Here is a 23,024-nt window from a genome sequence, read left to right as displayed (position 1 = left end):
AACTCCCTTCGTTTCCATCCCGCGTCAAACGCGGTTTCTTGCAACGCAATATGTAAGGCATATCGAAATGCGCGCTTTTGCTATCGCATTTCTCAAGGCGTGCCAAGTTAGGCAGTGATGCTAATGTTGCACCGCAGCAGACGGGTTTCAATGCCCGTCGATGAGGCCAGAACGCCTTAATCGATTTGATCCGAAATGCGTGCCAGGCTTTCTTCGCGACCCAGCACGGCAAGCACGTCAAACACGCCGGGAGAGGTGCTTTTTCCGGTCAAGGCGGCTCGCAAAGGCTGCGCTGCAGCGCCGAGTTTCAGCTCGTTGGCGACGGCAAATTCGCGGATCGCAGCCTCTGTCGTGGCCGCATTCCAGTCATTCACATTTTTGAGAGCGTCCAGCGCGCCACGCAAGGTCGTGCGCGGTTTTTCGCCGAGCAGAACGGCAGCTTTCTCGTCCATCGCAAGCGGGCGCGCGGCAAACAGGAATGCCGCACCGTCAGCGAGCTCGACCAATGTCTTGGCGCGCTCTTTCAGGCCGGGCAGTGCTGCCAGAAGCTGCTTCTTGCGGTCTTCGTTCAGCCCCTCGGAAATCGCCGCGCCATTCTCAAGGTAAGGCAGCGTCGCAATGAAGATGTCGAGCAGATCTGCGTCGTCCATCTTGCGCATATGGAGGCCGTTCAGCGCCTCCAGTTTCTGGAAGTCGAAGCGCGCCGCACCCTTGTTGACGTCATCGATGTCGAACCACCGGATCATGTCGTCGAGCGACATCACCTCATCGTCGCCATGGCTCCAGCCGAGGCGGACGAGATAGTTGCGCAACGCCGCCGGCAGGTAGCCCATGGCGCGGTAAGCCTCGACGCCGAGCGCGCCGTGGCGTTTCGAAAGCTTGGCGCCGTCCGCGCCGTGGATCAGCGGGATATGCGCCATGACAGGCACATCCCAGCCCATGGCGTTGTAGATGACCGTCTGGCGCGCAGCGTTGGTCAGGTGGTCGTCGCCGCGGATGATATGGGTGACGCCCATATCGTGGTCGTCGACCACGACTGCGTGCATGTAGGTAGGGTTGCCGTCCGAGCGGAGGATGATGAAATCGTCGAGATCCTTGTTGGGAAAGCGAACATCGCCCTGCACGCGGTCGCGCACGATCGTCTCGCCTTCGGCAGGCGCCTTGATGCGGATCGCACCCTTCACCCCGGCCGGTGCCTCGGAAGGATCGCGGTCGCGCCAGCGGCCGTCGTAGCGCGGCGGGCGGCCCTCGGCGCGGGCCTTTTCGCGCATTTCCGTAAGCTCCTCGGGCGAGGCGTAGCAATAATAGGCTTTGCCGGCGCGCACCAGTTCCTCCGCTACCTCGCGGTGGCGCGGCGCGCGCTCGAACTGCGATACCGGCTCGCCTTCCCAGTGCAGACCGAGCCAGGCAAGGCCGTCCAGGATAGCTGCGGTCGCCGCATCCGTGGAACGCTCGCGGTCGGTATCTTCGATGCGCAGCAGCATCGTGCCGCCGGTGTGGCGCGCATAGAGCCAGTTGAACAGGGCCGTGCGGGCGCCGCCGATATGCAAATAGCCGGTGGGCGAGGGGGCGAAGCGGGTAATGACTGTGTCGGACATAGGATTTCCAGAAGGCAGGGACGGGCCGGCGAGAGCCGAAGATGGCACGCATGGCAATTTGGTAGCGTTCATGTAGCATGGCTGGTCAGGGGTGCAAGGGGCAGGGGCAAGCCGAGAACGGCGCGAGGTGCGCGCGCGCCGGCCAGGCCCCGAATTGGGGAAACCTGGATGGCGCGCGAGACATCCACAGGCGAGGTGAGCGAGCGGGCGCAATTTGCCTATCCGCTCGACGCGCCGCTTGTTTCGCCTCCCTCGCGATTACCATCAGCCGAACCGGCTCCGACACCGCTGGCACCTTGGAAATCTCGACCGCCGCTTCTGCCGGCAGCCTGGCGCAAGAAGCTTCAGGTTGTCCCGTCGCGCGCACGCGCCACGCGCTCCTTCGCGTCGGCAATCGTCCTGGAACTTGAGCGCGGCACGCCGTTTCTTCTCGTTCCGGTGTTTCTGGCGCTCGGTGCCATCATCTATTACGGGCTCGAGGCTGAGCCGGATTTCCTGCCGATGTTTGGTGGCAGCGCCGTCCTGTCAGCTTTGCTTTTGCTGCTGCCTTCGCATCAACAGTTGTTCCGTTTTGCGGCGGTGGGGGTGTTGATCTGCGTCGTCGGCCGAACGAATTCACCATCGAAAACTGGAAGCGGGCGCTGTTGTCGGAATATCTGATCAAGCCGGTCGATACGATCAATGATGCCGGCAAGAAAAGGTCGAGCCGGGCTGGGCGCCGTAATTCACCAACCGACGCGTCCTTCGATGATTCCGCGGAAATTGAAGCGGCCGACCTTGCATCAAGCGATACGGCCGTTTCGTCGGGACAATCTCGCGAAAAGCCGGTGAACTCGCTCGCTGCTGGTTTCGATTGCCATAACGGTCTGTGTCTGGCGACGCACAGATCGGGCGCAATCATCGCTCACGCTGCCGATTGGCGTTCCGCGCGACGCGCGTGCGACTATGCCAGCCTCATCGTGATCGACGACGCGACTGCCGAGGATGTCTGCGAAGACGCCGTCCCGCTGGTTGTCACCAAGCGCGAACTGGCCAAGTTCGGCAGCGCCGCCGTCTATCTCTATGGCGACATTTCGGATCGTCGTGCCGAAATTCGTTTCGCGCTGACACAACCATACCGCCCCTGGCATACACAACGAGCATTTTCTCGAGAGGCGAGAGGACTGCCGCCTTATCAGCGGAGAGAAAGTAAGCCGGCGAACAATCAGTTAAAAAAGTCGAGATACTCAAATTCGCGAAGCGCCAAACCATAGTCAGGCGCTGCCGCGTGTCGTCAATAACGCCGGATCAATCCCACCAGCTTGCCCTGGACCTTCACACGGTCAGGTCCGAAAATCCGCGTTTCATAGGCTGGATTGGCGGCTTCCAGCGCAATGGAAGCGCCCTTGCGGCGGAAGCGCTTGAGCGTGGCTTCCTCTTCATCTACCAGCGCAACGACGATTTCGCCGGGGTTTGCCGTATTGGCATTGCGGATGATCACCGTGTCGCCGTCAAAAATACCGGCCTCGATCATCGAATCGCCTTTGACTTCAAGCGCATAGTGCTCGCCGCCCATGATCATCTCCGGCGGCACGGAGATTGAATGCGTCTTGTGCTGGATGGCTTCGATCGGCACACCGGCAGCGATCCGGCCCATTACGGGGATCGAAACGGCGGAGCCGACATCATCATTCCCGGCTACAGGGCCGCGCGCAGGTTCCGGGGGGCGTCGACCTAGGCTGCCCTCGATGACGCTCGGCGAGAATTTCGCGCGCTGCGGTGCCAGCCCGGGGGCCATGGAGTCGGGCAGGCGGAGAACTTCGAGTGCGCGAGCGCGATTCGGTAGCCGGCGAATGAACCCGCGCTCTTCAAGAGCAGTGATCAACCTGTGGATGCCGGATTTCGATGCCAGATCGAGCGCTTCCTTCATTTCATCGAAGGAAGGCGGGATTCCCGCTTCTTTCATCCTCTCGTGGATGAACATTAGAAGCTCGTGTTGCTTGCGCGTCAGCATGGCCACCCCCGAAGAATCAAACCAAAAACAAAACCAGAACAAACACTATCTGTTCCATTTGTGTTCTGCAACCGTTTAAATTTTAATGAATATCTTAAGGTACTGGAAACAATACGCGAACGCGCCGATATTGGAACCAGTCGATCGGATATGTGCCGATCGATAGGCCTGACCTAGCGAATCCTCAGGACGGTGCATGGCGCACCAGCCTCGGCCGCCGGCGCAAAAGGTTCGCGGATGATCAACGCATTGGCCTCGGTGAATGTCCTCAGCATTGAGGAATCCTGGATCTCGAACGGCGTCGCTACGAGCCCGGCATCGTCGTCTCGAAGAACGGCGCGCACATAATCCTGGCGCAGATCGTTGGCCTGCATTGCTGCGCCGAGGAAAGCCTCATGGATATCAGACACATGGTGCCGCCCGCCAAGTCGCGACAGCAGCGGCTTCAGGAACAGATGCGAGCAGACAAGACTCGCCACCGGATTTCCGGGCAAGCCGATGCAGCGGGTGTGCCCGAGTCGGCCGAACATCAGCGGCTTGCCGGGCCGCATAGCGATCTTCCAGAAATCGAGCTTTACGCCTTCGCTGGTCAAAACGTCGTGGATGAAGTCGTGATCGCCGACGGATGCGCCGCCCAGAGTCACGATCACGTCTGCGCCGGCCTCCATGGCTCGCTTGATCAGCGCCGCGATGGCCTCCTTGCGATCGGGCGCGATGCCGAGGTCGAGCACCCTTGCGCCAACCGATTCGGCGATCGCTGCCACGCCGAAGCTGTTCGAGGCGATGATCTGGTCGGGGCCTGGTTCGCTGCCCGGCGGCAAAAGCTCGTCGCCGGTGGCGATGATCGCCAGCAGCGGCTTTTTCACGACGGGAAGGCGAGGGTGGTTGGCCGAGGCTGCAAGCGAAAGCGCACCCGCGTCCAGGACCCTGCCTTTGTCCAGCAGCAGGTCGCCTGTGGAAAAATCGAGGCCCCGGCGCCTTATGTGGCGACCGGCATCCACCGTTTCGGTGACCTCTACGGTTCTGCCATCGAGCTTTCGGGTGTTCTCCTGAATGACGATGGTATCGACACCATCCGGCATCGGCGCTCCCGTGAAGATGCGGACGGCCTGACCCGGCTCTACTTTGCCGGCAAAGCGCCGCCCAGCCGGAGCTTCGCCGATAACGTGCAGCGTTGCCGGGACATTGGCGACGTCAGCACTGCGCACCGCATATCCATCCATGGCCGATGCGTCGAACGGCGGTTGCGTGCGCAGCGCTCGTACAGGTTCGGCCAGCACGCGCTCGGCAGCCTCGGCCAACGCTACGGATTCCGCGTTGCCGGGACCGGCGCCATCTAGCAGTCGCTGTAGGGCCTCGGCGACCGGAAGGAGTGCCATCTATGCGTCCACCCGGTAGTCGCCGGATTTGCCGCCGGTCTTCTGGACCAGCCTGATGCCGGAAATGACCATGCCGCGATCGACGGCCTTGGCCATGTCGTAGATGGTCAGGCAGGCGACGGAAGCCGCCGTCAGCGCTTCCATTTCGACACCGGTCTTGCCGGTGACGCGGGCAAGTGCGGTCACGCGCAGGCCGGGCAGGGAATCGTCAGCTTCGATGTCGACCGAAACCTTGGTTAGGAGCAGCGGGTGGCAGAGCGGGATCAGCTCATGTGCCCGCTTGGCCGCCATGATGCCGGCGATGCGGGCGGTGCCGAGCACATCGCCCTTCTTGGCATTGCCATCCCGGATCAGTTTCAGCGTTTCGGGCAACATGGTGACGAAGCCCTCGGCGATCGCCGTGCGCTCTGTTTCAGCTTTTTCGCCGACATCGACCATATGCGCCTGGCCTTCGACGCCGAGATGGGTGAGGGCGGGTTTGCCGCTCATGGCCTAGCCGTTTACCGCTTGCGCGGCCTTGCCAGTCAGCAGCGCCCGCGTTGCCGCTGCCACGTCCTGCTGCCGCATCAGGCTTTCGCCCACCAGGAATGTGCCGATGCCAAAACGCTCCAGCCGCCGGCAATCCTCGTGGGTGAAGATCCCGCTTTCGCCGACCAGCAAGCGGTCGTCGGGCACCAGCGATGACAATCTTTCCGACGTCTCAAGGCTTGTCTCGAAGGTCCGCAGGTTGCGGTTGTTAATGCCAACCAGTTGCGAGGACAATTTCAGTGCCCGCTCTGTCTCAGCCTCGTCATGCACTTCGATCAGAACGTCCATGCCTAGTTCGAAGGCCGCATCTTCCAGTGCCTTGGCATCGTCGTCCGTCAGGCTGGCCATGATGATCAGAATGGCATCCGCGCCCCAGGCGCGTGCTTCATAGACCTGATAAGGTTCGAACATGAAATCCTTGCGCAGGGCCGGTAGTTTGCAGGCTGCGCGCGCTTTGGTCAGGAATTCCGGGGCGCCTTGGAACGACGGCGTGTCGGTCAGCACTGAAAGGCAGGCCGCGCCGCCTTGTTCATAAGCTTGTGCCAGCGCCGGCGGGTCGAAATCGGGCCGAATCAAGCCCTTGGACGGGCTTGCCTTCTTGATTTCGGCGATCAGCGCGAAGCCGCCGGCATCGCGCTTGGCCTGCAAGGCAGCCTGAAAGCCGCGCGGTGCATCTGCGTCGCGGGCGCGTGCCTTGAGTTCTGCAAGCGGTGTGCTGGCCTTGGCGGCTGCGATCTCATCGCGCTTGTAGGCCTCGATCCTGGTTAGAATATCGGCCATCGTTCTATCCGTTCGAAACTTTTACCAGCGCGTCGAGAACACCGAGCGCGTGGCCACTGTCGATCGCTGCCGCTGCAGCTTTAATGCCGTCCGCCAGCGTTGCGGCCTTGCTGGCAACGACCAGGCCGGCACCTGCATTCATCAGCACCGTGTCGCGATAGGCACCGGGCGCTCCCGACAGCATATCCCGCAGCGCCTTGGCGTTGAAGGCCGCATCGCCACCGCGCAGATCATCCTTGATATGCCGCTTGAGGCCGAATTGCTCAGGCGTCACCACAAAGCTCCTCAGCTTGCCGTCCGCCAGTTCCGCCACATTGGTTTCGCCGGTCGCTGTGATCTCGTCAAAGCCGTCGCCATAAACCACCCAGGCATTTTCCGCGCCCAGTGCTTTCAGCGTCTCGGCAACCGGTTCCACCCACTCCGCTGCAAACACGCCGACCATCTGGCGGGTGACGCCGGCCGGGTTGGAAAGGGGGCCAAGGATGTTGAAGATCGTGCGGGTGCCGAGTTCGACGCGCGTCGGTCCGACATGGCGCATCGCGGGGTGATGCGCCGGCGCGAACATGAAGCCGACGCCGACTTCATGAATGCAGTGGCCGATCGCCTCGGGCGTCAGGTCGATCTTCACGCCAAGCGCCATCAGCACGTCGGCCGCGCCCGTCTGTGAGGACAGGCCACGGTTGCCGTGCTTGGCCACCGGCACGCCGCAGCCGGCAATGACGAAGGCAGAAGCGGTGGAAATGTTCACGCTGTGCGAGCCGTCCCCGCCGGTGCCGACGATGTCGATGGCTCCCGCAGGAGCATCGACCCGCAGCATCTTTTCGCGCATCGTTGCGACCGCGCCGGAGATTTCTTCGACGGTTTCGCCGCGCACGCGCAACGCCATCAGGAAAGCGCCGATCTGGCCGGGCGTGGCATCGCCCGACATGATGATGTCGAAGGCCTCCTTGGCCTCCTCGAAAGTCAGGGCCGCTCCCGTGGCGACCTTGGCGAGATGCGGTTTGAGCGTGGTCATCGTCAGAAGGCGAGTGCCTGGGTGACAGCGTTTCGGTTGATCTCGACGGTATACTGCGTCTGCAACCGCGCCACCAACTGGTCGAGAAGATCATCCGACATACCGGCCGCAAACTGCTTGCGCGCATCTTCCGGCACTGTATCGGCGCCTGCGCCGGCCGGCTCGAACACCTCAGCAACCCTGAACAGGATCTGTGCATCCCCGGCCGGGGCAGGGAATACGCCGACGCCGTTTTCGCCGACGCCAAAGGCTGCGGCGACGCCCGGCTTGCCGAAATCGGCATCGTCAGCTTCGCGCTTCAACCCGCGCTTGGTCTGCTTTTCCTGCGACAGTTCGCTTGCCAGCGTATCCAGCGATGTGCCGTCCTTCAGGCGCTTTTGAAATTCCGCACCCTTGGCGGCAAGCCGTGCCGCCGTCTCCTGCTTGGTCCAGTCGGCAACTGCTTTTTCGCGCACCTCGTCCAGCGTGCGATCGCGGGCGGCGGTAACACTTTCGACCTCGTAGAAGACATAGCCGCTCGAGCCGATGGTGACGGGCGGGTTTTCGATGCCGGCGTCAGCCTGGAAGACGGCCTGAATCAGTTCGCGCGACTGGGGCAATGTGTTGACGATCGAACCATCCGGACGCAGGGCTGAACGATCGATGGCGTCGATGGTCACGACCTTGAGCTTAAGCTTGTCGGAGGCTTCCTTCATCGATTCGCCATTGGCACGAGCATCCTCATAAGCGTCATGCGTCTGGATCAGGACGCGGCTGGCCTCGGTCAGCGCCAGGTTCTTGCGAATTTCAGCCGACAGCTCGGCGAGTGGCTTTTCCACCGCAGGCTTGATTTCGGTGACGCGCAAAAGCACAGGGCCGAATGCACCCTGCACGACCGGGCTCACCTCGTTGGCGCCCAGCGCAAAGGCGGCGTCCGCGACGGCCTTGTCGGCAATCCGGTCCTTGGCGACAGTGCCGAGAAGCGTGTCGGCCTGCGTCTTTCCTTCAGCGACCACGACCTTGTCGAAGGTCGCACCGCCCTTGATCGAATCAAGCGCTGCGTTCGCCGCCTCAGGCGTCTTGAAGACAAGCTGCTCGATGGTCCGGGTTTCCGGCGTGGTGTAGCGCGCCTTGTTCTTCTCGTAATCCTCGCGAATTTGATCGTCGCCCACCGATGCCTCGTCGGCAATGTCGGCAGGTTCGAGTTTCACGTAGGAAAACTTGCGGTATTCGGGCGCTGCATAGGTCTTCTTGTTTTCTTCGAACCATTTCGCCAGCACATCCTGCGACGGAGCGGCGATCGGCTCGACCAGTGACTTGGGCAACGACAGATAGTCGACCGTGCGATCTTCGCCTTGGTAGAGCGCATAGGCGCGCAGGAACGTATCCGGCGCCTTCATGCCGTCGGACACCGCCTCGACGATCTGCTGGCGGATCGCCACCTGGCCCCGCGAAGCGAAATAGTCGTCCGGCCGCATGCCGACCTGGCGCAGCACATAGTCGAACTGCTGGCGGTTGAAGCGGCCGTCCGGTCCCTGGAAGGCCGTATCCTCAGCAGTCAGGGCTGCGAGCCGATCCTTGGACAGGCCGAGGCCCATCTTGCGGGCCTGTTCGTCCAGCACGGCGCCGGCAACAAGCTGCGCCAGAACCTGGTTGTCTATGCCGAATGCGGTTGCCTGCTCGCGGGTGATGCGCTGGCCGAATTGCTGCGACAGCGCATTGATCTGCCGGTCATAGGCAAGACGGTACTCGTTGACGGAGACCGATGTGCCGCCGGCAGTCAGCACCTTGTTGCCGCCACCGCCACTCATCATTTCCCCGGAAATGCCCCAAACGGCAAAGCTCACGACCAACATGAGAAGCAAAAGCTTCGCAACCCAGGTTCCAGCGGCATTTCGCAAGCTATTGAGCATGATCGGTTCCGGTCTTGGCGTATTTTGGCATGTTTGGTGTTTGAACGAAGGGCAATAGCGTCCTTCCGCCTCACTGTCGATTGCTTTGTGGCCTGATTTTGGTAGGGAGGGCGCGGGTCGCCCTTACAATAAAGATGGGAAGAACAATGACACCAGGAATTCGCCCGCTGGTCGCAGGCAACTGGAAGATGAACGGAACCAGCGCCTCACTGAACGAACTTCGTGCCATCACCCATGGTTTCATGCACGGGCTCGATGCCGACACCGAAGCGTTGGTCTGCGTGCCTGCCACGCTTGTTTTCCGTGCCGCGGAAATCGCGGCCAGCACACCGGTGCGCATCGGCGGCGAGGATTGCCATGCCAAGGAAAGCGGCGCCCATACAGGCGACGTTTCGGCTGAAATGCTCAGGGATGCTGGCGCCAGCCACGTCATTGTAGGCCATTCCGAACGGCGTACCGACCACGGCGAAGATGACGCGGCCGTCCGGGCCAAGGCGGAGGCAGCATGGCGGGCAGGGCTCGTCGCCGTCATCTGCATCGGCGAAACGCGGGCAGAACGTGAAAGCGGCGCGACGCTCGACATATTGTCGCGTCAGATCGAAGGCTCGGTTCCCGCCAGCGCAACGCCGGCCAACGCAGTGATCGCATACGAGCCTGTCTGGGCGATCGGCACCGGCTTGACGCCGACTGTGGCCGATATTGCAGAGGCGCATGCCCATATCCGCTCTCGCCTGCTTGAAAGGCTGGGCGCCGGTGCCGGAAAGATGCGCATACTTTACGGCGGGTCGGTGAAGCCGTCGAATGCGGTCGAATTGCTCGCCATCGACAATGTCGACGGCGCATTGGTCGGCGGAGCCAGCCTGAAGGCTGCCGATTTCCTCGGCATAGCCGAAGCCTACCAGGCGATGTGACTTTCACTGAAAAATGCGTTGTAAACCCTGCTTCGCGCCCCATATTCGGGCGCGGGCTTGGAAATGCTGCAAAAGCATTGTATTGACCCGCTCCAAATAACGGGCCGTTTGGCGCTCGAACCAGATTTTGCCAGGAAATCCATGGAAACCGTAATCATCGTCATCCATCTCATGGTCGTTCTCGCGCTTGTCGGCGTCGTGCTTCTGCAGCGCTCCGAGGGCGGTGGCCTTGGCATCGGCGGTGGCTCGGGCTTCATGACCGCACGCGGCGCTGCCAACGCGCTGACGCGCGCCACCGCCATTCTGGCTGCGGCATTCTTCGCTACGTCGCTGATCCTTTCCATCATCGCCCGTTACGGCGAGCGCCCGATCGACATTCTCGACCGCGTGCCGACGACGCAGGGCGGCACGAACAACAATGGCGGTACGGGCGGCACCGGCAGCGGTGGTGGCGTCCTCGACCAGCTTGGTAGTGCTCCGAGCACTCCGCCTGCCACGACGCCCGCTCCGACGACCACGCCTCCGTCGGGCAGCGATGCGGCCACGCCGCCGGCGACTGCACCGGCTCAGCCGGCAACGCCCCAGGTTCCGAACCAGTAATCTCCTTATAATCCCCTTCGCGATTTAGCCCCGCCCTTGCAGGTGGGGCTAAGTCATTAGGAGTAGGGGCTTTTCGCGTTTCGGGCTGCAACCTGTTGTTGTTTGAACACACCTGCCGCAAATGGTGATTCTTCGGCTAAGAATCGCGGCTTCGTGAAGCAAGCCCTCCTTGTGATTTTCAGCGTTAATTGCTTATAAATCCCGCAGCGGCAATGTCGGCATTCGCATCGCATAAACCATGCGGTGCCGACGTGCATTTATTTCGGGATCGCAATCATGCTTATTCGCAGCCTTATTCTCCTGGGCCTCTGCGCCGCCATTGGCGTGTCCGCTCCGGCCTATGCCGAAACCACTCCGGCCAAGACCTACCTTTTCCCGCTCAAGAGCAAGGCCACCGAGGCTGACGCCAAGGAAGAAAAGGTTGAAAAAAAGAAGCTGACCGCCAAGGAAAAGGCAGCTCAGCAGAAGGCAATCGCCAAAGCGAAGGCCAAGGCCGACGAAAAGCAGGCGCGAGCCAAAGCGAAAGTTCAAACCGTGGCTGCCGTGCCGCTCGCTGATCCCTCTGCGATCGCGATGACCGGCAACAACGGCGAATTGCGCAGCGAAGCACAGGATCGTCCGCAGGGCGGGTTCCTCTCGGTACTCTTCGGCGGTGACCCGTCTTCCCCGAACATGCTGCCGCAGACCCGCGCGCTCGACGCCGTGCTGGAGCAGAAGCAGGCCAATAAGAAGTTCAAGGTGAAGTCGGACTTCGAGCCGCAGTCGGTTGAGTTCTCCGGCTATCCGCGCGGCACCATCGTCATCGATACCCGCGCCCGCTATCTCTATCTCATGGAATCGTCCTCCACCGCCCGCCGCTATGCGATCGCGGTTGGCCGCGAAGGCTTGGAGTTCAAGGGTTCGGCCAAGGTCGGCGACAAGCAGGAATGGCCGCGCTGGATTCCGACGCTCGACATGCAGAAGCGCGAGCCGAAGAAGTACGGCCAGTACAAGGATGGCATGCCCGGCGGCCCCGAAAACCCGCTCGGCGCTCGTGCGATCTATCTCTACCAGGGCAAGACCGACACCCATATCCGCATCCACGGCACCAACCAGCCGCAGACCATCGGCACCAATTCGTCGAACGGCTGCTTCCGTATGGTCAACGACCACGTCATGGACCTCTATCGTCGGGTCAAGATGGGTACGGACGTAGTCGTCCTGTAAAATTTTGATTTTACGGCAAAAAGGGCCGGCCCAGCCGGCCCTTTTTGTTTGGGCGTTTGTTCGCCGCAATAAACCTTGCCGGGAAAAAGCACGCTACGCTGATTTTCCACTGGCGGAATCAATCCTGTAGCGTTAAGCGATGACTCCCATGGCGCGATATGTATTCATCACAGGCGGCGTGGTTTCCTCGCTCGGAAAAGGCATTGCTGCAGCGGCCCTTGGGGCTCTCTTGCAAGCACGCGGTTATCGCGTGCGCATTCGAAAACTCGACCCTTACCTGAATGTCGACCCCGGCACGATGTCGCCTTATCAACACGGCGAAGTCTTCGTGACCGACGATGGCGCCGAGACTGATCTCGATCTCGGCCATTACGAGCGCTTCACCGGCCGCTCGGCCAACCAGAGCGACAACATCACGACAGGTCGCATATACAAGAACATCATCGAACGCGAACGCCGCGGCGACTATCTCGGCGCGACCGTGCAGGTCATTCCCCACGTCACCGACGAGATCAAGAATTTCATCCTCGGCGGCAATGAGGACTACGACTTCGTGCTGTGCGAAATCGGCGGCACGGTCGGCGATATCGAGGCGATGCCGTTCCTGGAAGCCATTCGTCAGCTTGGCAACGACCTTCCGCGCAACAACGCGGTCTACGTCCACCTGACGCTGATGCCCTACATCCCGACTGCCGGCGAGCTGAAGACCAAGCCGACGCAGCATTCGGTCAAGGAGTTGCGCTCCATCGGCATCGCGCCCGACATCCTGCTGGTGCGCGCCGATCGGGCTATTCCCAAGGAAGAGCGCAGAAAGCTGTCGCTGTTCTGCAATGTCCGCGAATCGGCAGTCATCCAGGCGCTCGATGTCGGCCATATCTATGATGTGCCGCTGGCCTATCACAAGGAAGGCCTCGATTCGGAAGTGCTTGCCGCTTTCGGCATCGACCCGGCGCCGAAGCCGCGCCTCGACCCGTGGGAAAACGTGTCGAATCTTATTCACAATCCCGAAGGCGAGGTCACCATCGCCATCGTTGGCAAATACACCGGCCTCAAGGACGCTTATAAATCGCTGATCGAGGCGCTGTCTCATGGCGGCCTCGCAAACAACGTTCGCGTAAAACTCGACTGGATCGAATCGGAAATCTTCGAAAAGGAAGACCCGTCGCCCTGGCTCGAAAAGGTCCACGGCATCCTGGTGCCGGGCGGTTTCGGCGAGCGTGGGTCCGAAGGCAAGATCCTTGCAGCCAAGTTCGCCCGCGAACGCAAGGTGCCTTATTTCGGCATATGCTTCGGCATGCAAATGGCCTGCATTGAGGCGGCGCGCTCGCTGGCCGGTGTTGAACATGCTTCCTCCACCGAGTTTGGTCCGACCGATGAACCGGTGGTCGGCCTGATGACCGAATGGCTGCGCGGCAACATGCTGGAAAAGCGCCGCGAAACCGGCGATCTCGGCGGCACGATGCGGCTCGGTGCCTATGAGGCAAAACTCGGCGAGGGGTCCAAGATCGCCGAGATTTACGGCAGCACCGACATTTCGGAGCGTCATCGTCACCGCTACGAAGTCAATGTCGACTACAAGGAGCGGCTCGAGGATTGCGGCCTCGTGTTCGCCGGCATGTCGCCGGACGGCGTGCTGCCCGAGACGGTCGAATATCCCGACCATCCCTGGTTCATCGGCGTCCAGTACCATCCCGAACTGAAGAGCCGCCCTCTGGAACCGCATCCGCTGTTTGCCAGCTTCATCGAAGCGGCGGTGGAGCAGTCGCGGTTGGTCTAACTGCAGCTCTTCCTTCTCCCCTTGTGGGAGAAGGTGGCACACCCCTTGCGAGTCGGATGAGGGGTGTTCCAGCTTGGCGCTCCGTCCAACACCCCTCATCCGCCTTCACTTCGTTCAGGCACCTTCTCCCACAAGGGGAGAAGGTGGAACGTGGCTCAAGCCTTCGCCGTCTTCGCGCCGGCGCTGACTGCGGCTGAGCGCAGCACGTAGTAGATCGCGCCGGCGATCGCGACGCCGAAGAACCAGCCATAGACGCCCCACCATGACGGCAGCCAGTTGGTGAAATTCGGCAGGATCGACGAGAACTGTGCTCCGATACCGGCCGCGATAAAGGCGTTGACGTGCCAGCCGCTCTGGAAGCGGAATTCGCCATTCTCGCGGTAGAGCGCCTCCACGTCGACTTCGCTTTTACGGATCAGGTAGTAGTCGACCATCATCACGCCGAAGATCGGCCCCATCGTCGCGCCGATGATGTTGACGAAGGTCGCCGCATTGCCCTCCCACGGTGCGAAGGGGTAGAGCACCAGCGCGATAAGTGCTGCGATATAGCCGCCCTTCTTGAAGTCGATCTGACGCGGGAAGACGTTCGAGAAATCGAAGGCCGGCGAGACGAAGTTTGCCACCACGTTGATGCCGAGGGTCGCTACCGCAAAAGTCAGCGCTGCAAGTGCCGCCAGGAACCAGCTGTCGAACTTGGCCGAGATCTGGTCGGGATGCAGCAGCACCTCGCCGTAGACGTCATAGGCGGCGATGGTGGTAACGCCGGCAACCAGCGAGAACAGAATGAGGTTGATCGGCAGGCCCCAGATATTGCCCTTGCGCAGCGAGGCCTTATCCGGCGAATAGCGGGCGAAATCGCAGAAGTTGAGATAGAGCGCCGAGAAATAGGTCACCCAGATCGCGGCGACCGCAAACAGCGAGGTCCACGAGCCCGGAACGCCGGGCACGCCCGCATCCTTGGTCTTTTCCAGAAGCACATCCATCGGGATATCGCTGGTGATGGCGAAGGTGCCGGCCTTCACGCACAGATAGATGGCGAGGATCAGCATCATGACCCACACCGCGGGTCCGGCCCAATCCTGGAAGCGGCGCACCGTCTCCATGCCACGCTGGATGATCAGCAGTTGCAGCGCCCATATGATGACGAAGCAGATCACTTCCAGCGTCGAATGGCCGAGCATGTGGCTGTTCTGGTGGAAGGAAAGCATGCCTTCGTTGCGGATCAATAGCGCCACGATGGCGCCGGAAGCGGCAGCCGTCTGTGCGCCGTACCAGAAGCAGGCGACGATAGCCCGCACGATTGCCGGGACGTTGGCGCCCCATATGCCGAAGGAGGCGCGCGCCAGCACGGGGTAGGGCACGCCAGTCTTCACGCCGGCATAGCCGATCAGGTTCATCAGCACATAGATGATCAGAGAACCGATGCCGATGGCGATGATGAAGTTGACGAAGCCGCCGCAGAACAGGAACAGGCTTGCGGCGAGATAATAGCCCCACAGGCTGTGAACGTCGGAAGTCCAGACGTTGAAGATCGAAAACGGTCCCCAGTTTCGAACCTTTGCCGGGGCAAGATCCTCATTGTATAAATCGGGCGATGCGCCTTTGATGGTCATGTTGAAATTCCCCTCTCGTTAACGCCCGCCCCCCGGACGTTAACTGGACAGGTTAGGCCTTCCGTTGGGGAAGCGGCAATCAGTCATTTGCCGGCTTTTGGAAGAAAGACATTCAACGTGAACGATGATTGTTGTCTTCGGCAGTCATGAATTTGGCCTTTGGAATACTTGCTGAGTCGGTACGCCCGGCGTCTCCCTCCCCCTTGAGGGGAGGGTGGCGGCGAAGCCGCCGGGTGGGGTCGCTGCGGCAGTGCTCGACGTTTCTTGGTGCCGAGTGCTGCCGCAATGACCCCACCCGCTTCCTTCGCTTCGCTCAGTCCGCGACCTCCCCTCAAGGGGGAGGTGAGCTCTGGCGCACTTCATCGCCACCCTCCCTCATCCTGAGGTGCGAGCGGTAGCGAGCCTCGAAGGACGCACCTGTTCATCGCCACGCCCGGTTTTCACCGTCTGGCCATTGTCAAAGATCGGGAAGCGGGGCGCTTGGCCGTGCCTTCCTAGTGTTTAGTACGTGGCGCAGCTTCCGCGCCCCGCTCGGTGTCTGTCCCGAAGTTGGCCGGTCACAACGCCCGCTCCATGTACATTCCATGGACAAGACGCCGCGGGTTCTCCGCATCCTGCGCGATCTACCCTTGGTCCTTCCGCCGCAGGTTTTCGCCTGAAGCTTCCAGCCAGGGCATGCGGCCGCAGGACGCCGGCCTGTGTCGGGCCCTCGGGTTCCTGGCTACCACACCAGGGCGGGAGGTCACCGCCGCTCTCCCCGATCCCGGTTCCAGAACCCGGTCCCGCAAGAGCGATGACCGGATTATGCGGGCGTCGTTTGGGGTGGGGAAAGATTGGGTGTTAAAAAATGTGTGGGGTGAATGGAATCAATGGGTTGGTTGGAAATTTGCGGTGAATCTTTCCCCCAATTCGCGAGCTTCAGCTTCGGCAGTTCTGCACCGTAGTGAACTTCATTGATGTTCCGGCATGGATCCCGGGTCTCCGCATGCGCTTCGCTCATGCTGCGCCCGGGATGACGAACTGCATGTTTAGCCTTCGCTAATCGTCAATGCTGGCTCGCGGCAGTTGCGTCTTTGGCCAGCAACAACGTTTGCGATTGGCTGCGACACCCCCTCTCTTCGTCATCCCGGGCGGAGCGAAGCGGAGACCCGGGATCCATGCCGGAACGGAGAAGAGCTTCAACGGTACTGAACGCGCGCCAACATCAGGACAGGGCCGTGCATGACGATGCTCGGAATGGGTCCCGGATAACCTTCGCTGCGTTTTCCGGGATGACGACGTCAAGGCTGCCTTCGCCAAGCGCCGAGGATCGACGCTGGAAGACACGAGGATCGACGCAGCAAGACAAAGACGCAAAATAAACCCAAAGCTTGAACCGCAGTCCGTTTTCGGGCACATGGCGGCGCGATGAGCATTTCCGCAAAAGCGCGTTCGCTTGACCATCTCGTCCTGCCGACAGCCGATCTCGGCGTCGCGCGCGCGCGGCTCGCTGCGCTTGGCTTCACGGTTGCGCCGGTCGGCATCCATCCTTTCGGCACCGAAAACGCCTGCGTCTATTTTTCGGACGGCACGTTTCTGGAGCCGCTGGCGATCGGCGATGCCGGCAAGGTCGATGAAGCGATCGCAGCGCAAAATGTCTTCGTCGCACGTGACCGCCTGTTTCGCGAGCGCAACGGCGGCGAGGGCTTTTCGGCGCTGGTGTTCGGCACGGAAGATGCCGATGCGGACCACGCGGTTTTTGTTCGTGCCGCCGTTTCGGCCGGCCCGCGGCTCGATTTCTCGCGACCTTTCGTTGATGCCTCCGGCAAGGCGGACACGGCTTCGTTCCGGCTCGCCTTTGCCGCCGAAGCAGACATGCCGGATGCTTTTTTCTTCACCTGCGAGCGGGTGAATGCTCCCAAGGTTGACCGCTCGGCGTTGCAGGCCCATGCCAATGGTGCAAGACGCATTGTCGGCGTCATGGCGGCCAGCGCCGATCCAGAAGCTCATAGCGGCTTTTTCAACGTCGTGGCCGGAACTGAAGCCGGTATCGCCAGCGGTGAAACCATTCAGTTCGAATTGCCGAACGCCACCATCGCGCTGACCGATCCTACCGGCCTCAAGGCAGCTTTCGGGGTTGAGGCTCCGTCCGCATCCAGCCTGCGGCTTGCCGCGATCGTCTTCGGCGTCAAAGACCTGGCCAGGACGGAAGCGCTTCTCATTGCCGACGCCGTGGATTATCACAGGCGCGGCAGCCGCCTGATCGTACCGCCAGCCGCAGGGCAGGGCGCCATTTTCGCTTTCGAGGAGTTCTCATGACCGCGCCGAATTCGACCGTCACCGTCGGCAATGCCGTTTTCAGCAATGCCAGCCCGCTGTCGCTGATCGCAGGGCCGTGCCAGCTCGAATCGCGCCAGCACGCCTTCGACATGGCCGGCGCGCTCAAGGAACTGACGACGAAACTCGGTATCGGCCTCGTCTACAAGACGAGCTACGACAAGGCCAATCGCACCTCGCTGTCATCGACGCGCGGGGCAGGGCTCGACGCGGCGCTGCCGGTGTTCGACGACCTGCGCAAGGAATTCGGCCTGCCGGTGCTGACCGACGTGCATTCTGAAGAGCAGTGCCGGATCGTCGCCCCGCATGTCGATGTCCTGCAGATCCCCGCGTTCCTGTCGCGCCAAACCGACCTTCTCATCGCCGCCGCCAATACGGGCAAGGTGGTGAATGTGAAGAAGGGGCAGTTCCTCGCGCCTTGGGACATGAAGAACGTGGTCGCAAAGGTCACCGGTTCGGGCAACGCCAATGTGCTGGTCACCGAGCGCGGCGCTTCCTTCGGCTACAACACGCTGGTCTCCGACATGCGCGCGCTGCCGATCATGGCCGAGATCGGAGCGCCGGTGATTTTCGATGCCACCCATTCCGTGCAGCAGCCGGGCGGGCAGGGCGCGACATCGGGCGGCGAGCGCCGCTTCGTCGAAACGCTGGCGCGTGCGGCGGTTGCCGTCGGGGTCGCGGGCGTGTTCATCGAGACGCATCAGGACCCGGACAATTCGACGTCGTCGGATGGCCCCAACATGATACCGCTCAAGGACCTGCCGGCACTGTTGGAAAGATTGATGGCTTTCGACCGCATCGCCAAGGCCTGAGAGACAGTTTGGAAACTCTACCCTGCCGGTCATCTGACGTAGTTTTCTGCGCTTCCGGTGCTCACGTACTTTATGTACGCTCCGCTCCGGCTCTCGAAAACCACGCCATATGCCTCGGCAGGGCGAATTATCAAACAGTCTCTATGCGCCAGCCTTCTGATTGCCTTTTGTGGGGCTTCCGCTAAGAGAGGCCCGACCCAACCCTCCAGCACCGAGGAACCCTCCCTATGACCGCAATCGTAGACATCATCGGCCGTGAAATTCTCGACAGCCGCGGCAACCCGACCGTGGAAGTGGACGTGGTGCTGGAAGACGGCTCGATGGGCCGCGCAGCGGTTCCTTCGGGCGCTTCGACGGGTGCGCATGAGGCGGTCGAACTGCGCGACGGCGGCCCGCGCTATCTCGGCAAGGGTGTCGAGCGCGCTGTCGAAGCCGTGAACGGCGAGCTTTTCGAGGCTGTCGGCGGTCTTGAGGCCGAGCATCAGGCCGGCATCGACCAGATCATGATCGACCTCGACGGCACGCCGAACAAGGCCCGTCTCGGCGCCAATGCCATTCTCGGCGTCTCGCTTGCGGTCGCAAAGGCAGCAGCCGAATCTGCCGGCCTGCCGCTTTATCGCTATGTCGGCGGCGCCAACGCCCGCGTTCTGCCGGTGCCGATGATGAACATCATCAATGGCGGCGCGCATGCCGACAATCCGATCGACTTCCAGGAATTCATGATCATGCCGGTCGGCGCGCCAACCTTCCGTGACGCTGTGCGCTGGGGCTCGGAAATCTTCCACACGCTGAAGAAGCGCCTGAAGGATGCCGGCCACAACACCAATGTCGGCGACGAGGGCGGTTTCGCGCCGAACCTGAAGAGCGCGCCGGCAGCGCTCGACTTCATCATGGAGTCGATCGAGAAGGCCGGTTTCAAGCCCGGCGAGGACGTCGCCCTCGCACTGGACTGCGCTGCGACTGAGTTCTTCAAGGACGGCGCTTACGTCTATGAAGGCGAGAAGAAGAGCCGCGATCCCAAGACGCAGGCAAAATACCTGGCAAAGCTCGCCGGCGACTATCCGATCATCTCGATCGAGGATGGCATGGCCGAGGACGACTGGGAAGGCTGGAAGTATCTCACCGATCTTTGCGGCAAGAAGGTCCAGCTGGTCGGCGACGATCTCTTCGTCACCAATTCGGCCCGCCTGCGCGACGGCATCCGCATGGGCGTCGCCAACTCGATCCTGGTCAAGGTCAACCAGATCGGCACGCTGACCGAGACGCTGGACGCGGTAGAGACGGCGCATAAGGCGGCCTACACCGCCGTCATGTCGCATCGCTCGGGCGAGACGGAAGATTCGACCATCGCCGATCTCGCCGTCGCCACCAATTGCGGGCAGATCAAGACCGGCTCGCTGGCACGCTCGGACCGTACCGCCAAGTACAACCAGCTCATCCGCATCGAGGAAGAGCTCGGCACGCAGGCGCGCTTTGCAGGACGCTCGATCCTGAAGGGCTGATTGCCCTCTGTTTCTATCGCTTGGTTTTCACGGAAAGGCGGGGAGTGATCCTCGCCTTTTTTGATTCCGGGATGCTGATTTTCTCGCCCTCGTAACCGGACATTAAGCATGATGGCGCGAGATAACGGCAGAAGGAATCTGCGCCATGTGGACACGTCAGCACAAAGAAAGAAAAACCGGACGGCTCATCGTGCCGGCCCTTGCCGTGCTGTTCCTGTCCTATTTCGGTTTTCATGCCTATAACGGCGAATTCGGCATCTATTCCAAGTACCGGCTGCAGGACCGGACGGTCGAGTTGCAGGCCAAGCTGGATACTGTAAGATCGCAGCGCATCGAGCTTGAGCGCAGGGTGCAACTCCTGCATGACGGCACGCTCGAAAAGGACATGCTGGACGAACAGGCGCGCAAGGCGTTGAACCTGTCCCATTCCGATGAGATCACGATCATCCGTTCCTCGGACGAGACGAATTAACCGTAAGTCGGTTAATCATCAATATCTTCAATGTTTCTAGTCGGTTACGTGCATGCCAGCCATGCATTTTTCCGCATGGCCGAACGTTGAATTGCATGCTAGCCTCATTCCAATTCGAGGGGGAAGCACATCCCCTTCCATGTCCGACAAGAGACATTGCCAGGGAGTGATGCATGGCTGCTGCCGCCAAGAAGGCGTCCGTTCGATCCAAAACGGACGGCAAATCCAGTTCCGCGCCGGTGGCGCCCAAGCCCGTCGATTTCACCAAGGAGCAGGAACTCGCTGCCTACCGCGACATGCTGCTGATGCGGCGTTTCGAGGAGAAAGCCGGCCAGCTCTACGGTATGGGTTTCATCGGCGGCTTCTGCCATCTCTATATCGGGCAGGAGGCGGTGGTTACCGGCCTCAAGATGGCGCTGATCGAAGGCGATCAGATGATCACCGCCTATCGCGACCACGCCCATATGCTGGCCATGGATATGTCGCCGCGCGGCGTGATGGCAGAGCTCACCGGTCGCCGTGGAGGCTACTCCAAGGGCAAGGGCGGCTCCATGCACATGTTCTCCAAGGAGAAGAATTTCTACGGCGGGCACGGCATCGTCGGTGCGCAGGTATCGCTCGGCACCGGTCTCGCCTTCGCCAACCGCTACCGCGAGAACAAGAATGTCTCGCTGACCTATTTCGGCGACGGTGCGGCCAACCAGGGCCAGGTCTATGAAAGCTTCAACATGGCCTCGCTGTGGAAGCTGCCGGTGATCTACATCATCGAAAACAACCGTTACGCCATGGGCACGTCGGTATCGCGTTCTTCGGCCGAGACGGATTTCTCGCAGCGCGGCGCCTCGTTCCGCATTCCCGGCATACAGGTCGACGGCATGGATGTGCGCGCGGTGAAGGCCGCAGCCGACCTGGCGACCGAATGGTGCCGCTCGGGCAAGGGCCCGATCATCCTTGAAATGCAGACCTACCGCTATCGCGGCCACTCCATGTCCGACCCGGCGAAATACCGGTCGAAGGAGGAGGTGCAGAAGATGCGCTCCGAGCACGATCCGATCGAGCAGGTGAAGGCGCGCGTTCTCGAAAAGAAGTGGGCGAGCGAGGACGATCTTAAGGCGGTCGACAAGGAGGTGCGCGACATCGTTGCCGATGCAGCCGAATTCGCGCAGACCGATCCCGAGCCGGATGCTTCCGAGCTCTACACCGACATCACGCACTAAGGGGAGGGCTGGACATGCCGATCGAAATTCTCATGCCCGCGCTCTCGCCGACCATGGAAGAGGGAAACCTCTCGAAATGGCTGAAGAACGAAGGTGACAAGGTCGTCGCCGGCGACGTCATCGCCGAGATCGAAACCGACAAGGCGACGATGGAAGTCGAAGCCGTTGACGAAGGCGTACTCGGAAAGATTCTCGTGCCCGCAGGCACCGAAGGCGTCAAGGTGAACACGCCGATCGCAATCCTTGCGGTCGAAGGCGAGGACATCGACAAGCTCGGCGAAGGCGTTGGCGAAGAGGAAGTGTCTGCCAAGGCTCCAGCAGAGAACCCCGCAGAAGCGCCGGCCGAAACCAAGCCCGCGCCCGTCGCAGCCGCTCCCAAGATCGAAGTCGCAGCCGACCCGGATATTCCGGCCGGCACCGAGATGGTCTCGACCACCGTCCGCGAAGCGCTTCGCGATGCGATGGCAGAAGAAATGCGCCGCGACGAGGACGTGTTCGTCATGGGCGAGGAAGTTGCCGAATACCAGGGCGCCTACAAGATCACGCAAGGGCTGCTGCAGGAATTCGGTGCGCGTCGCGTCGTCGATACGCCGATCACCGAACACGGCTTTGCAGGCGTCGGCGTCGGTGCGGCAATGGCCGGCTTGAAGCCGATCGTCGAGTTCATGACCTTCAACTTCGCCATGCAGGCAATCGACCAGATTATCAACTCCGCCGCCAAGACGCTCTATATGTCCGGCGGCCAGATGGGTGCGCCAATCGTCTTCCGCGGCCCGAACGGTGCTGCCGCCCGCGTCGCCGCCCAGCACAGCCAGGACTATGCCGCCTGGTACAGCCATATTCCGGGCCTGAAGGTGGTGATGCCTTATACGGCTGCCGACGCCAAGGGCCTGCTCAAGGCGGCGATCCGCGATCCGAACCCGATCATCTTCCTTGAGAACGAAATTCTCTACGGCCAGTCCTTCGACGTGCCGAAGCTCGATGATTTTGTCCTCCCGATCGGCAAGGCACGCATCCACAAGACCGGCAAGGACGTGACCATCGTCTCCTTCGGCATCGGCATGACCTATGCGGTCAAGGCGGAAGCCGAACTGCGCGGCCTGGGTATCGATGTCGAGATCATCGATCTGAGGACCATTCGCCCGCTCGACTTCGACACGATCATCGCCTCGGTCAAGAAGACCAACCGTCTAGTCGTCGTTGAAGAAGGCTACCCGCAGAGCTCGGTCGGCGACTTCATCGCCAACCAGGTTTCGCAGCGCGCCTTCGACCATCTCGATGCGCCGGTGATCACCATCGCCGGCAAGGATGTGCCGATGCCTTACGCGGCCAACCTTGAGAAACTGGCGCTGCCGAATGTCGGCGAGGTCGTCGAGGCGGTGAAAGCCGTCACGTATCGCTAAGCGGGAGGAC

Annotated in this window: 20 protein-coding genes; 12 read left to right on the top strand and 8 right to left on the bottom strand. The window is 61.4% G+C overall.

What is annotated here, in order from left to right; genetic code table 11:
• Positions 1-176 precede the first annotated feature (176 nt).
• Entirely contained in the window at positions 177-1,598 is a 1,422-nt protein-coding gene (gltX, locus tag DZG07_RS14450) for a glutamate--tRNA ligase (RefSeq protein ID WP_119818086.1), read from the bottom strand.
• A 195-nt stretch (positions 1,599-1,793) separates the two neighbouring features.
• On the opposite strand from gltX, the gene DZG07_RS14445 reads away from it, so the two are divergent.
• Together DZG07_RS14445 and DZG07_RS14440 are read left to right on the top strand one after the other, a co-directional pair.
• A complete protein-coding gene (locus DZG07_RS14445; RefSeq protein WP_162931624.1) occupies positions 1,794-2,258 on the top strand; it encodes a hypothetical protein in 465 nt (154 codons plus the stop codon).
• Positions 2,243-2,851, top strand: a complete 609-nt coding sequence (locus DZG07_RS14440) for a hypothetical protein (RefSeq protein WP_119818080.1) — start codon at positions 2,243-2,245, stop codon at positions 2,849-2,851. Before DZG07_RS14445 ends, DZG07_RS14440 begins: the two co-directional genes overlap by 16 nt.
• 20 nt (positions 2,852-2,871) lie before the next feature.
• Here the strand turns inward: DZG07_RS14440 and lexA are convergent, their stop codons facing one another.
• The 6 genes from lexA to DZG07_RS14410 all read right to left on the bottom strand — a co-directional run bounded on the left by lexA (position 2,872) and on the right by DZG07_RS14410 (position 9,185).
• A complete protein-coding gene (gene lexA / locus DZG07_RS14435; protein ID WP_091916877.1) occupies positions 2,872-3,591 on the bottom strand; it encodes a transcriptional repressor LexA in 720 nt (239 codons plus the stop codon).
• Between the two features lie 173 nt (positions 3,592-3,764).
• Positions 3,765-4,970 carry a gephyrin-like molybdotransferase Glp gene (glp, locus tag DZG07_RS14430; RefSeq protein WP_091916829.1) on the bottom strand — a complete coding sequence of 402 codons (1,206 nt, stop codon included), beginning with the start codon at positions 4,968-4,970 and terminating at the stop codon, positions 3,765-3,767.
• The gene (gene moaC, locus DZG07_RS14425; RefSeq protein WP_119818077.1) at positions 4,971-5,459 is read right to left on the bottom strand and encodes a cyclic pyranopterin monophosphate synthase MoaC; all 489 of its coding nucleotides are present in this window, start codon (positions 5,457-5,459) and stop codon (positions 4,971-4,973) included. It lies immediately after the preceding gene.
• A 3-nt stretch (positions 5,460-5,462) separates the two neighbouring features.
• Entirely contained in the window at positions 5,463-6,278 is an 816-nt protein-coding gene (trpC, locus tag DZG07_RS14420) for an indole-3-glycerol phosphate synthase TrpC (RefSeq protein ID WP_119818074.1), read from the bottom strand.
• 4 nt (positions 6,279-6,282) lie between these two features.
• A complete protein-coding gene (trpD, locus tag DZG07_RS14415) occupies positions 6,283-7,293 on the bottom strand; it encodes an anthranilate phosphoribosyltransferase (protein ID WP_119818071.1) in 1,011 nt (336 codons plus the stop codon).
• Between the two features lie 2 nt (positions 7,294-7,295).
• Positions 7,296-9,185, bottom strand: coding sequence for a peptidylprolyl isomerase (locus tag DZG07_RS14410; protein ID WP_119818068.1), 1,890 nt, complete (start codon positions 9,183-9,185; stop codon positions 7,296-7,298).
• 146 nt (positions 9,186-9,331) lie between these two features.
• Between DZG07_RS14410 and tpiA the strand changes: the two genes are divergently transcribed.
• The 4 genes from tpiA to DZG07_RS14390 all read left to right on the top strand — a co-directional run bounded on the left by tpiA (position 9,332) and on the right by DZG07_RS14390 (position 13,679).
• On the top strand, positions 9,332-10,096 hold the full coding sequence (gene tpiA / locus DZG07_RS14405; protein ID WP_119821737.1) for a triose-phosphate isomerase: 765 nt from the start codon (positions 9,332-9,334) through the stop codon (positions 10,094-10,096).
• A gap of 141 nt (positions 10,097-10,237) precedes the next feature.
• Positions 10,238-10,696 (top strand): preprotein translocase subunit SecG, encoded by a 459-nt coding sequence (gene secG, locus DZG07_RS14400; protein ID WP_119818065.1) that lies wholly within the window; start codon positions 10,238-10,240, stop codon positions 10,694-10,696.
• A 276-nt stretch (positions 10,697-10,972) separates the two neighbouring features.
• Positions 10,973-11,902: a L,D-transpeptidase gene (locus tag DZG07_RS14395; protein ID WP_091916879.1), complete on the top strand. Its 930-nt coding sequence runs from the start codon at positions 10,973-10,975 to the stop codon at positions 11,900-11,902.
• Between the two features lie 139 nt (positions 11,903-12,041).
• Entirely contained in the window at positions 12,042-13,679 is a 1,638-nt protein-coding gene (locus DZG07_RS14390; protein ID WP_091916843.1) for a CTP synthase, read from the top strand.
• A gap of 155 nt (positions 13,680-13,834) precedes the next feature.
• Here DZG07_RS14390 and DZG07_RS14385 read toward each other — a convergent pair whose 3' ends face one another.
• Positions 13,835-15,292, bottom strand: a complete 1,458-nt coding sequence (locus tag DZG07_RS14385; RefSeq protein WP_119818062.1) for an NCS1 family nucleobase:cation symporter-1 — start codon at positions 15,290-15,292, stop codon at positions 13,835-13,837.
• A gap of 1,407 nt (positions 15,293-16,699) precedes the next feature.
• On the opposite strand from DZG07_RS14385, the gene DZG07_RS14380 reads away from it, so the two are divergent.
• The 6 genes from DZG07_RS14380 to DZG07_RS14355 all read left to right on the top strand — a co-directional run bounded on the left by DZG07_RS14380 (position 16,700) and on the right by DZG07_RS14355 (position 23,014).
• On the top strand, positions 16,700-17,590 hold the full coding sequence (locus tag DZG07_RS14380; RefSeq protein WP_119818059.1) for a VOC family protein: 891 nt from the start codon (positions 16,700-16,702) through the stop codon (positions 17,588-17,590).
• Positions 17,587-18,420, top strand: coding sequence for a 3-deoxy-8-phosphooctulonate synthase (kdsA, locus tag DZG07_RS14375; protein ID WP_091913716.1), 834 nt, complete (start codon positions 17,587-17,589; stop codon positions 18,418-18,420). The genes DZG07_RS14380 and kdsA overlap by 4 nt, the downstream gene beginning before the upstream one ends.
• Positions 18,421-18,647: 227 nt before the next feature.
• Entirely contained in the window at positions 18,648-19,922 is a 1,275-nt protein-coding gene (gene eno, locus DZG07_RS14370; protein ID WP_091913715.1) for a phosphopyruvate hydratase, read from the top strand.
• Positions 19,923-20,067: 145 nt separating this feature from the next.
• Positions 20,068-20,394, top strand: a complete 327-nt coding sequence (locus tag DZG07_RS14365) for a septum formation initiator family protein (RefSeq protein WP_119818056.1) — start codon at positions 20,068-20,070, stop codon at positions 20,392-20,394.
• Positions 20,395-20,567: 173 nt separating this feature from the next.
• Positions 20,568-21,611, top strand: a complete 1,044-nt coding sequence (gene pdhA, locus DZG07_RS14360; RefSeq protein WP_091913713.1) for a pyruvate dehydrogenase (acetyl-transferring) E1 component subunit alpha — start codon at positions 20,568-20,570, stop codon at positions 21,609-21,611.
• Positions 21,612-21,625: 14 nt separating this feature from the next.
• Entirely contained in the window at positions 21,626-23,014 is a 1,389-nt protein-coding gene (locus DZG07_RS14355) for a pyruvate dehydrogenase complex E1 component subunit beta (protein WP_119818054.1), read from the top strand.
• Positions 23,015-23,024 lie beyond the last annotated feature (10 nt).

This window comes from Mesorhizobium sp. DCY119 (genome assembly GCF_003590645.1).
GTDB lineage: Bacteria > Pseudomonadota > Alphaproteobacteria > Rhizobiales > Rhizobiaceae > Mesorhizobium_M.
Note: the sequence above shows the minus strand (reverse complement) of the source record. Positions and strands in the feature narration are given on the sequence as shown.